Source organism: Sporosarcina sp. P19 (assembly GCF_002743165.1).
Classification (GTDB): domain Bacteria; phylum Bacillota; class Bacilli; order Bacillales_A; family Planococcaceae; genus Sporosarcina; species Sporosarcina ureae.
Genome location: NZ_PDYR01000001.1, coordinates 502,693 through 514,645, shown reverse-complemented (window position 1 = coordinate 514,645; position 11,953 = coordinate 502,693). Strand labels below are relative to the sequence as shown.

The 11,953-nt window shown below is 42.6% G+C and carries 14 protein-coding genes; 1 reads left to right on the top strand and 13 read right to left on the bottom strand.

Annotation, left to right across the window (positions count from 1 at the left end; all coding sequences use genetic code 11):
• Nucleotides 1-13 precede the first annotated feature (13 nt).
• Entirely contained in the window at nt 14-814 is an 801-nt protein-coding gene (gene dapB / locus CSV74_RS02555) for a 4-hydroxy-tetrahydrodipicolinate reductase (protein WP_099690449.1), read from the bottom strand.
• The gene (locus CSV74_RS02550) at nt 811-1,143 is read right to left on the bottom strand and encodes a nucleotide pyrophosphohydrolase (RefSeq protein WP_029053025.1); all 333 of its coding nucleotides are present in this window, start codon (nt 1,141-1,143) and stop codon (nt 811-813) included. Before CSV74_RS02550 ends, dapB begins: the two co-directional genes overlap by 4 nt.
• A gap of 181 nt (nt 1,144-1,324) precedes the next feature.
• Here CSV74_RS02550 and CSV74_RS02545 point away from each other — a divergent pair, with 181 nt between their 5' ends.
• A complete protein-coding gene (locus CSV74_RS02545) occupies nt 1,325-2,197 on the top strand; it encodes a YitT family protein (RefSeq protein WP_099690448.1) in 873 nt (290 codons plus the stop codon).
• Nucleotides 2,198-2,231: 34 nt separating this feature from the next.
• On the opposite strand, the gene CSV74_RS02540 is transcribed toward CSV74_RS02545, so the two are convergent.
• From CSV74_RS02540 to hisC, 11 genes are all read right to left on the bottom strand, one after another.
• Nucleotides 2,232-2,900, bottom strand: coding sequence for a zinc metallopeptidase (locus CSV74_RS02540; RefSeq protein ID WP_029053027.1), 669 nt, complete (start codon nt 2,898-2,900; stop codon nt 2,232-2,234).
• Nucleotides 2,901-2,966: 66 nt separating this feature from the next.
• Nucleotides 2,967-3,590: a lipoprotein heptaprenylglyceryl N-acetyltransferase LhaT gene (lhaT, locus tag CSV74_RS02535; protein ID WP_233190729.1), complete on the bottom strand. Its 624-nt coding sequence runs from the start codon at nt 3,588-3,590 to the stop codon at nt 2,967-2,969.
• 80 nt (nt 3,591-3,670) lie between these two features.
• Nucleotides 3,671-4,438 (bottom strand): menaquinol-cytochrome c reductase cytochrome b/c subunit, encoded by a 768-nt coding sequence (locus tag CSV74_RS02530; RefSeq protein ID WP_099690447.1) that lies wholly within the window; start codon nt 4,436-4,438, stop codon nt 3,671-3,673.
• A 51-nt stretch (nt 4,439-4,489) separates the two neighbouring features.
• Complete coding sequence (qcrB, locus tag CSV74_RS02525) at nt 4,490-5,164, bottom strand: menaquinol-cytochrome c reductase cytochrome b subunit (protein ID WP_029053030.1); 675 nt, start codon at nt 5,162-5,164, stop codon at nt 4,490-4,492.
• 22 nt (nt 5,165-5,186) lie between these two features.
• Nucleotides 5,187-5,690 (bottom strand): Rieske (2Fe-2S) protein, encoded by a 504-nt coding sequence (locus CSV74_RS02520; RefSeq protein WP_099690446.1) that lies wholly within the window; start codon nt 5,688-5,690, stop codon nt 5,187-5,189.
• A gap of 342 nt (nt 5,691-6,032) precedes the next feature.
• The gene (locus CSV74_RS02515) at nt 6,033-6,482 is read right to left on the bottom strand and encodes a DUF2487 family protein (RefSeq protein WP_029053032.1); all 450 of its coding nucleotides are present in this window, start codon (nt 6,480-6,482) and stop codon (nt 6,033-6,035) included.
• A gap of 85 nt (nt 6,483-6,567) precedes the next feature.
• On the bottom strand, nt 6,568-7,128 hold the full coding sequence (locus CSV74_RS02510) for a ReoY family proteolytic degradation factor (RefSeq protein ID WP_099671108.1): 561 nt from the start codon (nt 7,126-7,128) through the stop codon (nt 6,568-6,570).
• A 1-nt stretch (nt 7,129) separates the two neighbouring features.
• Nucleotides 7,130-8,392, bottom strand: coding sequence for a tetratricopeptide repeat protein (locus tag CSV74_RS02505; protein WP_099690444.1), 1,263 nt, complete (start codon nt 8,390-8,392; stop codon nt 7,130-7,132).
• Nucleotides 8,393-8,419: 27 nt separating this feature from the next.
• Nucleotides 8,420-9,715: a 3-phosphoshikimate 1-carboxyvinyltransferase gene (gene aroA / locus CSV74_RS02500; RefSeq protein ID WP_099690443.1), complete on the bottom strand. Its 1,296-nt coding sequence runs from the start codon at nt 9,713-9,715 to the stop codon at nt 8,420-8,422.
• A 15-nt stretch (nt 9,716-9,730) separates the two neighbouring features.
• Nucleotides 9,731-10,843 carry a prephenate dehydrogenase gene (locus CSV74_RS02495; protein WP_099690442.1) on the bottom strand — a complete coding sequence of 371 codons (1,113 nt, stop codon included), beginning with the start codon at nt 10,841-10,843 and terminating at the stop codon, nt 9,731-9,733.
• Nucleotides 10,844-10,855: 12 nt separating this feature from the next.
• Nucleotides 10,856-11,947: a histidinol-phosphate transaminase gene (gene hisC, locus CSV74_RS02490; protein WP_099690441.1), complete on the bottom strand. Its 1,092-nt coding sequence runs from the start codon at nt 11,945-11,947 to the stop codon at nt 10,856-10,858.
• Between the last annotated feature and the right edge of the window lie 6 nt (nt 11,948-11,953).

Sequence of the window (11,953 nt, the reverse complement as noted above, 5' to 3'; positions counted from 1 at the left end):
TCACTGCAAAAGTTTAATCTATAATTTTTTCAAGGCCGTAGATGAATCGTGGAGTAGAAACAGATTCACGAACCGCCAGTAGTATACCCGGCATAAAGGACTTCCGGTCGAATGAATCATGACGGATCTTGAGCAACTCCCCTTCACCACCAAGTAGTACTTCTTGATGTGCGAGTAATCCTGGTAAACGAATACTGTGTATTTTCATACCTTCGATATCTGCCCCGCGTGCACCTTTAAGTGTCTCTTGTTCTTCTGGGTGACCTTGGATGTGAGCTGCACGTACTTCACGGATCATCTCAGCCGTTTTGACAGCTGTTCCGGACGGTGCATCTAATTTCCGATCATGGTGCATTTCAAGTATTTCAACATCTCCCAAATAACGAGCAGCTTGTTGTGCAAATTTCATCATAAGAACGGCACCTATCGAGAAGTTCGGTGCAATGATACAGCTTTTCTGCTGTTCATTAGAAAGGCTCTCTAAATCTGTGAGCATTTCGGCAGTCAATCCCGACGTTCCGACTACTACGTTCATACCTAGTGACAATGCTTCGCTTGCGTTAGCGAATACCGCATCAGGATCTGTCACATCGAGTAATACATCCGGGTGGTGTGCAGCATGCAATGCTGCCAGTGATGTATAAATTGGTACCCCTTCTTTTGTATCCGTTATGGTTCCATTATGTAGATATTCTCCATCATGTTTATAATCAAGCACTGCTACAATTTCCATATCTGCTGCTTCCGTGCCTGCCACTATAGCAGTCCCACCCATTCTTCCACGTGCACCGGCTATCGCTAATTTAATCGTCATTCTTTTTCCTCCTTTTTCGTCCAGCGGTCTTTATCTCTAGTGTTGAATTTAGTCAATACAGTATCAAGCGCTTCCGATAAATCGATTTGTTGTGAGTTAGCAAAACAGATGAGGACGAATAATAGATCACCCGTTTCTTCCTCCAAAGTTCGTACGGCTTCAGTAGATTTTTTCTTCTTCATACCGTAGCGATCCTGCACTTCACGGGATAGTTCCCCTAACTCTTCTGTCAGCCGTGCGATAAGTTCCATCGGAGGAAAGTATCCTTCTTTAAATCCAGTTATGTATGTGTCCACATCTTGTTGCAATTGTTCCATCGTTTTAGTCATCGCAATCAACTCCCCTTCCTATCGTATGCATTCTTCTGGCTATTGTCAAAATATAATATTTAGCACATACTATGTATATTGCACGTATCGTTGAATGATAATACGCGCATACATGGGACATGCTACATAGAACGAGAAGCTCAATTACATCAAGAATTGATTAATGGGAGGAGTTTTGTGTTTGTTCGCTGGAATTCGTGTACGTAATATTTTATTGATTATGTTCGGTGCTGCGTTATTTAGTTTCGGACTCGTGAACTTTACGATTCAGCATGAACTGGCAGAAGGCGGGTTTACTGGGATTACGTTGATCTTGCTGTTTGCTTTTAATTGGGACCCTGCTTTACTAAACTTATTGCTGAATATCCCAATGTTTTTAATAGGGTGGAAGATGCTTGGCAGACGCTCCTTCATTTATACGGTCATTGGTACAGTGGCCGTGTCGATTTTCATTAAACTCTTCATGAAGTATCAAGCGAATATCCATATGGAAGGCGATTTGTTCCTAGTGGCATTGTTTGCCGGCGTATTCATTGGTGTCGGATTAGGTATTATATTTCGAAGCGGCGGGACGACAGGCGGCTCTGATATTATTGCGAGACTCGTGCATAAGAAATATGGAGTTACGATGGGGAAAACGATGTTTGTGTTTGATGCCGCGATCATTTTATTATCATGGGCTGTCTATTTGGATTACCGCTCGATGATGTATACATTGGTTGCCTTATTCGTCGGCGCACGTGTCATTGATTTCGTACAGGAAGGAGCCTACTCTGCGAGAGGTGCATTCATCGTTACGCGCTCTCCGGATGAAATCGCTAGTAAAATTGCAGATTCAATGGAAAGAGGCGTAACAGTGTTTAAAGGGTACGGTCATTTCTCAAAAGAAAATCGCGAAATACTCTATTGCGTAGTCGGAAAAAATGAAATGATTCGATTAAAAAATCTCATCACCTCTGTAGATCCCGAAGCATTTGTCTCCATGATGGAAGTACATGATGTAATGGGTGAAGGATTTACATTGGATGAACAAAAGCGGCCTATCGTTGATTAAAAAAATCCTTCTGCATGAGCAGAAGGATTTTTTATTAGTCGCGGTTTGTAAAGATTAAAATCAAACGAACTAGTTCAAGTACAGCTACTGCAGTTGCGGCAACATATGTCATCGCGGCTGCACTCAATACTTTTTTCGCCTGTGGTTCTTCATCGTTACGGATAATGCCTAGTTGAACGATTTGATCCATCGCACGTGATGATGCGTTAAACTCTACTGGCAATGTAACAATTTGGAATAGTACCCCAACTGCCATCAACAGAATCCCGATACCTAGCAAAGAGTTCATGCTAGAGAAGATGATCCCGATCATGATGAATACCCAAGATGCGTTAGAAGTTATACTTGCGACTGGCGCCAATCTGTGACGGAAACGCAAGAATGAGTAAGCCTCTTTGTCTTGAATAGCGTGGCCAACTTCGTGCGCCGCTACTGCTGTACCTGCTACAGATGATTCATGATAGTTACTCGTGGACAATGCCACGATTTTTGTCATTGGATTGTAGTGATCCGTTAAGAATCCTTGGCTTTCCACAACTTTTACATCATGTAGCCCATTTTGATCCAGAATGAGTCTTGCTACTTGAGCACCGGTCATCCCAGAAGTAGAACGAATCTTTGAATACTTTTTATATGTGCTTTTCACTTTAAATTGCGCATAGATAGGAAGCAATAAAATGATACCAAAGTATATCCAGAACACGTCTATCTCTCCCCTTTCTCTCTACCCTTAATTTTATAATGTTTACTTGCTTACTGCAACTTTTAACTATGCTTTCAACATCCGTAAATCCAGTCTTGACTTGTAATTCCACATCGCAATAGCAATACAAGCAATGGACAACCAAAATGTGAAATAACCAATCTGAGGACTGAATTGCGTCAGGTCATGGTAAATCGGCATTTGGCCGAAAACATAATCGATCACATCGTTATGAAGTGTCCAAATTGCGGCAATTGCAATATGCCAAGCTGTGAATTTATACTTTGGCAAGTACAAGATTCCTTGCAATGCCATCGCGAAGTGAGAGCCAATCAACATCCAGCCTACCCAGCCGATTGAACCCGTTACAACGAGTGTCAATACATTCATAGCAACAGCCCATAAGCCATACTTTACTAACGTGATGAGTGCAAGAGCTTCCATCAATTTGAAGTTTCGGTTGAGTAGCCAGCCTATTATAGCGATACAAAAGAACAGAGTAGCTGTAGGACTATCCGGTACAAAAATCCAGAATTTTGGTTCCGTGATTTCCAGTTGCCACATATACCAATCATAGCCGTAGACCGAGCCTAGTATATTAATAAAAAGAAGAATCCATAAGAATGATTTATGTGAAAGAATCATCCAGAGTTGCGTCCATACCATTCGCAAAAACATCACCACTTCCATCGATATGTACTGCTTCTATGTATAGCGTAGTTACGGATAAATGTATAGAAAAAAAGAGTCAGTTTCCTGACTCTTTTTTCTTACTTTGTTTCTAGCTCGGATATAAATTCAGCAAGTACTTGAAGATCTTCATCAGATCCTTCCCATGTACCAGCAGGCATTGAACCTTGGCCATCATGAGCGATTTTGATGATTTCTTCAGGTGACAGACCTGTGTTAGTTAACGGTAAGCCCAATCCGCCTTGGAAGGAGTCACCGTGACAGCCAATACAGGAAGAGCCCTGATAAATCTCATACCCTTCAGCTGTTTCATCATATTCTACTTCATCCACAATTGCACCTTGAACTTTTGCTGCTTCCCAGTCGTGGTTTTCGACTGATTCCCATGTCAAGTAGAAGATAGCTAAGAATGAAAGAATCATGAAACCTGTTGGTAATGGACGCTTAAATGGACGTCTTTCCTTTGTTGTATCCATGAAAGGAACTAGCATTAATGCCATAAATGCCAATCCTGGAATGACGATCGCACCGATCACGTTATAAGGACCGGATGCGAATTCATATTTTAATAATTGATACATGAATAAGAAATACCAGTCTGGTATCGGTATATACATTGTATCCGTCGGGTCCGCTTGACGCTCAAGCGGTGACGGGTGTGCAAGTGTGACAATTAGGTAACCGATCAAGAAGACCGCTCCAACCATCCACTCTTTCAATAGAAAGTTTGGCCAGAACGCTTCGGTTTTACCCGGATATTCTGAGTAGTCTTTTGGTGTATTCGACATCTTGCCTGAAGCCTTGATGCGCGAATCCCCGACAAATTTCATCCCTTTTCCGCGGTGCATGTTATTCCCTCCTTCTTAAATTTCAGATGACCCTAACCAAAAAATTGGTTCTTATAGTGGTCCGGAAATACCTTGTCTTCTGATCATGATAAAGTGTGCTGCAAGCAACCCAAGCAAAGCAGCCGGTAGGAAAAATACATGAATCGCGAAGAATCTCGTTAACGTCTGTGCACCTAGAATCGTGGAATCACCCGCGAGAAGAATTTTAATCTGCTCTCCGATGAAAGGTACTGACGCGGCAATCTCAATCCCAACTTTTGTTGCAAATAGAGCTTTCATATCCCAAGGTAGTAGATAACCTGTGAATCCAAGACCTAGCATGACGCCGAAGATCAATACGCCGACGATCCAGTTTAATTCACGAGGCTTTTTATAAGACCCTGTAAAGAATACACGCAAAGTATGTAGGAACATCATTACGATAACTAACGAAGCTCCCCAGTGGTGCATCCCGCGCACAAGTTCACCGAATGCAACATCGTTCTGAAGGTAGAAAACTGATTTCCATGCGTTTTCAATATCCGGTGTGTAATACATTGTCAGGAACATACCAGACAAGATTTGGATAACCGTTACGAAAAACGTCAAACCTCCGAAACAATAGATGAATGCAGAAAAATGATGTGCAGGGTTTACGTGCTCAGGTACTTCGTGGTCAGCGATATCTCGCCAAATTGGTGTGATATCTAACCGTTCATCCACCCAATCATAAATTTTATTTAACACTGCGTTCGTACCCCCTTACCCTTTAGACTAATGTGTTCGGTATTACTGCACCAAGATAGACAAGTCCGTCGATGACTTCTACTTCAAACTCATCAAGCGGTCCAAGCGGTGGTGATCCTGGAATGTTATCACCATTTTTTTTGTAACGTCCAGCGTGACAAGGGCAGAAAAATTCGTTTTTATGCTCGTCCCCTTCCCAGTTCACTGTACACCCTAAGTGTTTACAGACTGGAGAAAGTGCTATGACCTTGTCGCCTTCTTTGTAGACCCAAGCCGTGTTAGATTCGTCAGAAGTATACCATGCATCTTGTCGATCTTTGATTGTATAGTCTACACGAACCGGTGTTTCTGTAAGATCAGCAGCTTTTTGCGGTGTTGGAATCATATCCGAACCACCGGCACTAGCCAGTACAGGATCAATTGCGAAACGAATCATCGGCATCAGCATTGCAGAGGCCATGAACCCACCAGTTCCCATTAGTGTGTAACTTAGGAACGTGCGTCTTGACACTTTATTGCTCATCAGTAATTTCCCTCCTCTTACTCCAAAGTCAGTCCCACGGACATTCTTTTGCTAATTGTAATACTAGGACATATCTATGATATATCAATATGAAACTAAATTCAATAATGCTTTTAGTAGGCACTTAAGTTTGTCGACAAATATTAAGATTTGGTGACAAACGACGAACTTCCTTTAAATACGTTTCAACTAGTGCTTGTCCCCTTTAAAGGACGGTGTTTAGAAAGCGTCTGTAATGATAATGACATGAAACTCGATTAACTTCAAGTTCTATGACGAAATGGCGCTCTTATGTCAACAGGAACCTCCGTAGCGCAAATCACCTACCCCATACGAATCAACATCTTACTGCACGTTCCAACTTTCCATAAAGTGTGTCAGGACTTGCCGTAGCTGGTCTTCCATGATGGTCTGGCGTAGATGGTTGTCCATCGTTTCTAGAGGGATAGATGGCAGCCAGACGACTTTACCTTCCACCGTCACGCTCGTCCACTTAGCATCCGTCGTAAGATAGAAGACATGCGTAAAGGAGGACTTCTTCAAATCCTCTGACAACGTGTCCGCCATTTGCTGCAAGTCTGTTGACTGCGTGTACGAAACAGGCGGCATGAACATCATTCGCCCTTTAAATTGCTTTTCTATGAACATCGACAGATTCATCAAGAACTCAGAAGAGGAAGCGCTGTTTTTCATCGTTTCAGGTCGAGTGTCTATAGCTATTAAAGGCACAACGACAGTATCAATATATTCTTTCTGATTTATATACGTATCAACATCTTTCGGAACCCAGTTCATTGTCATTCCTCCTCGCATCATTTAATAAAGTTTAGCCTATATTTTCGCACAACGCAAACCAATGATTCCACCGCGAAGGGCGAAATCATTGGCTAATGTCTTTATCTTTTTTCATCTCATTCAACATAGCTGTCAGGCTAATGAACAGCTCACGGTCACCGTTATCCAGCGCTTCATCAATCCTCTTCAGCAACATGTCATTCGTCGTTAATGTGAAGCTCTCTTCCAATAGCTTTTCCGCTATTTGTTGATCTTTCTTTTTCTTCAACAGATCTTCCGGCAAATAGGGATTCTCTTCCGCCACACTCGCGTACTCAGGACATTTGTTGCTGTGTTTGAAATTTAGTTGGATGAACATATCCTCGTCAGGATGCAGTCTGAGATCATGAAATGACTTTTCCGCATCAGCTGTCATCAAATTACCCTTGTAGAAACGAAAAGGGATACTGTCTACCTCTGTAGTTGATATGATCATGGAGCGCGGACAGTGATGAGCTTCATTTGTAAAATGAACATTCGTTAATAAATGTTCGTTGCTGAGAAGATAATTTAAAATCCATACACATTCCCGCCGCTTTAATCGATAGCGCTTTAAAAACCACCTTAAAAATTCTTTCTTGGCAGCTACAGGAACCATGGCCTTCATCTTACCCCTCCTCTTCAGATTGCGCGATGAATGCTGTCCATTCCTCTTCATGCGGAGCAATTCTTACTAATTGCTGAATGATTGATAACGCTTCATCGCGCTTACCTTCTTCTAGCAAGAATCGTGCATATTGATCTAAGAACGCAGCATCCTCGTTCATCCCATCATATGCTTTGAAATACATTTCATACGCTTTTTCGTAATCTTCTGTACGTTCATAGGCGTATGCAAGAAAAGCATGAAGTAAAGGGATTTCTAATTGATCTACTTCAGAGTACGTCAGCAAATCAATTAACGCTTCGTCTTCTTCTTGTTTTTCATACACCGAAGCAAGTGTTACAAGTGCATCGATATACTCTGGATCTAAAACGAGCGCTTCTTTTAAATGCTCTTCTGCTTGTTGTGGCATTTGCAGTTTCAAAGCAGATTTCCCTGCCGCTAGCTGTAATTCTTTATCGAACTCATCACGTTCAATACCTTTTCTGAAAAGCTCTAACGCTTTGTCGTCTTCATTTTGTTGCGCATAGCTTTGTCCTGCAAGCATATAAGCGGAGAAATAATCTGGATCCATTTCTAACAATTGCTCAAGACGTGTGACCGCTTCCGAGTAGCGTGCAGTTTGATAGTAAGCCAATCCTAATCCAAACAATTCTTCAGGGTTCGCTTCCTTGTCAAGTAATGCCTCATAGAAAGGAATGGCTTCCTCATACGCTGCTCCTGCACTGTACGCTTCCGCAAGCCGTGAAGACAGACGAACGCCTGCGATCTCTTCAGTTGTCTCGTGAAGCTTCTCATAAATCCTCACAGCCTCACTGTATCTTCCTGACTCCAATAGCAATTCTGCTTGCGCAAGTTGGATGACCGGTTCGTGTGGAGCCAATGTTGCGGCTTCACGCACTTTAGATAATGCTGTTTCGGCAAGTCCGAGCATTTGATAATAATCCGCTTGTGCAAGCAAAGCTTGTACATACTCTTCTTCGTCCGGTGAAACGTCCGTCAGTAATAATAAGGCTTCGTCCTCTTCACCAAGTTCCAGTAAAGCTGCGGCACGATCAATTTTCAACTGGGCTTCATCAGGGAATACTTGCATCAACTGAGAGAATATCTCGTCAGCTTGTCCGATGAATCCATATTCGATCAATAGATTTGCGACATTGTACAATGCGTCATAGTCGTTTGCAGCTTGCAGTTTCTGTATTTTATCTTGTAGAGCATCTACATCCCCATCGAGTACTATTTGCTCTAATTCCTGCAATACATTCATTTTTTCACCTGAGCTTTCTATTCTACTTTATTGATTAACTAGCTCCGATAGATCTTCGAAAAAGTGTGGATAGGAAATCGCGATACAAGATGGATTGTCGATTTGAACAGGACTTGATGTAATCAATCCCGCTACCGCAGCCATCATGCCTAAACGGTGGTCACCGTATGATTGAAGTGTGGCACCCGTTAGTGGTGTCGGCCCATTAATAATCATGCCATCCGGTGTGGTCTCGATATCCGCTCCGAGTTTCCGTAATTCCGTAGCGACTGCCTCAATACGATCCGTCTCTTTGACACGAAGTTCTTCTGCATCTTTAATGATGGTCTTTCCATCTGCTTGTGTTGCCAATAAAGCAAGCACAGGAAGTTCATCGATCAATCTCGGAATCAAATCTCCGCCGATTTCGGTTCCTCGCAATTTCGAATGCTTTATTCGTACAGTGCCATAACGCTCTCCCGAAAACCCTTGTTCATCTGAAAGTTCAGTTTCTACACCCATCGCTTCTAGTACATCCAGTATACCTGTTCGAGTAGGGTTCAATCCAACTTTCAGGAACGACACATCGCTGTTTTCAACTAATGCCGTCGCTACCATGAAAAATGCAGCAGAGGAAATGTCTCCTGGTACGACAACATCCGTTCCAGTCAGTTGCTGGCCGCCTTCGATCCGGATTACTTGATCTTGTTGTTCTAGCTTCGCACCAAACTGTACAAGCATACGTTCCGTGTGATCCCGCGATACAGCTATTTCTGTAACGGACGTAGTGCCCTGCGCTTGAAGACCGGCAAGTAATACAGCAGACTTTACTTGCGCACTAGCAACCGGCATTAAATAGTCGATTGCTTGCAACGTTTTCCCGGTGACTGTCAGTGGTAAATAATCAGCTGTTCCTTTGCTCGTGATGTCTGCACCCATTTGTTCTAAAGGGTTTGTCACGCGTTTCATTGGACGCTTAGACAAATATTGATCTCCGCACATTTCAGACGTTACGGAAGAACCCGATAAAATGCCTAGCATTAAACGCGCAGTCGTTCCCGAGTTACCCGCGTCAAGTGCTTCAGTGGGCGTCTGCCAGTTCGCGATGCCAGGACTTTCTACAGTCACATCTGTTCCGTTACGAGTAATCTTTACCCCAAGCTGTTTAAACATTTCAATTGTGCTCAAACAATCTTCACCATCCAAAAATCCACTGATGGTTGTTTTGCCTTTCGCAATGGATCCCAACATAACCGCACGGTGGGAAATTGATTTATCTCCAGGTACTTGTAAAGCGCCGCGAAGAACCGGCTTTTCAAATGAAACCGTCTGTTGTTCTGACATTACGCTCTCCCCCTCTTAAAGTACGTGCATAGAGTAGTCAGTTTCTGCTGTCAATACTTGACGAGCTCTCTTACGTTCAGTAGCTGACTGGAAGCTGACAACTAAAATACCGTACACATCTGTACGTGTTTCCACGATACGTATATTGGTTAAACTAATATTGGCCTCTGCAAGAATTTTTGTGATTTCAGAAATGACACCCGGATGATCCGGTACATCGATGTGTAAATCAAATGTCATATAGAGTGCCCCTTGAACTGCCCCTTCATTTGTAGAAGGAAGTTGATCACGGTAATTTTTCGCCTGCGCAAAGAAATCAAAAATATGCTCAGGATTATTGTCTTCGAGCATAGCGCGAATGGTATTCATCTCGTCGAGCCAACCATCCACTTGTGACAATAATTCTTCTCGGTTTTGAATCGTAATATCACGCCACATGACAGGATCTGCTGAAGCGATACGTGTTAAATCACGGAATCCACCTGCAGCCAGTTTTTTCACAAATGGTTGTTGTTCTTCCTGGGCAGCCAAGCGGCCGACTAATGAAGAGGCTACAATGTGTGGGAAATGGCTGATGATCGCCGTCATACGGTCGTGTTCTTCCGCTTGGAGGACAATCAGTTTGGCTTTTGTTGAAGATAACAATTTTTCAATAACATCGATTTGTTCTTCAGTCGTTGATTCATTCGGTGTAAGAATGTAATACGCGTTTTCAAAAAGATGTTCCATCGCAGCGGATACACCACTTTTATGGGAGCCTGCCATTGGATGGCCACCTATAAAGGTGATTCCTTTTTCTTGTAAAATCTTCGCAGCATCCATAATTGGTTTTTTCGTACTTCCTGTATCCGAGACAATGACATGTTCTTTGAAGTCCCAGTCTACTGCTTCTTCAAAAAGAGCAACTGTCGTATTGACAGGCGTCGCAAAAACAACAAAGTCAGCCTGTTCACAGGCTGATTTTGCGGAAGGGGCAACCGTGTCAATGATTCCTCTACGAAATGCTTCGTCAGCAGTCGCATAAGAACGGTCAAAACCTACAATATGAATTTCTGGATTTCGTTTTAATGCTAGACCAAGTGATCCGCCGATCAAGCCGAGTCCAATTATACTTACCGTCGTTTTCATTGTCATCTATCCTTATTGGTTAGTTAATAGTTGATCAAATGCTTTAAAGAAACCTGTATTTTGCTCGTGCGTTCCAATCGTCACGCGAACAAATCCTGGTGTGCCCAGCAGATTTCCGCTGCGGACAATATAACCGTTTTGCAATAACACTTCGCATGCAACATCTGCGTCTCCAGGTACAGCAATTAATACAAAATTAGTAGCTGACGGATAGATCGCCAATGCATGCTGTTTCGCATAGTCTACAAAACGTTTTCGTTCTTCGTCATTTTTAGTTACACACGCTTGAAGGAATTGCTGATCCGCAAGAGCAACTTCGGCCACCGCTAATGCGAGTGAGCTATTGTTAAAAGGATTCCGTACTTTATTGAGTTCGGATACAATACTTGCATTAGCCACGCCATACCCTATGCGGAAACTTGCCAAGCCGTATGCTTTAGAGAACGTCCGAAGAATTATTAAGTTAGTATAATCATGAATCCAATGTATGGCATCTTGCTGTGCTGGATCCGTCACAAATTCAATATATGCTTCATCGAGAACAACAAGTGCTGTTTCAGGTACTTGATCTAAGAAGCTTTTTATGGATTCACTCGATAATAAATTACCTGTCGGGTTATTTGGATTACACACCCAGATGACGGCTGTTTCTTCATCAACCACTTTCAAAAAGCCTTCTAAATCATGATCACCACTTTCGAGCATAGCCACTTCACGAAGTTCAGCACCTTCTATTTTTGCATTATGTGCGTATTGCGGGAAAGTCGTAGAAGCCATGACCGTGTTAGTCCCCGGTTGTAGTATTGCACGGGAAATAATTGAGACAATCTCATCTGAACCATTCCCGAAAAGAATTTCATTCGGATCGATTTGATGGAATTCCGCAAGTTTTCCACGTAATCCAGCAGTGTAAGCATCTGGATACATTTCAAATTGAGCTGCCTTTGAACGTAAATATTCTGCGACTTCAGGTGATGAACCATAAGGGTTTTCGTTTGAAGCGAGCTTATGTACTTCTTGCAGGTCATATGTACGCTTTATATCTTCTATTGAACGTCCGGGTGTATAAGCTTTCATCGTGCGTAAAATTGGTTTCCACTTCATTGGATA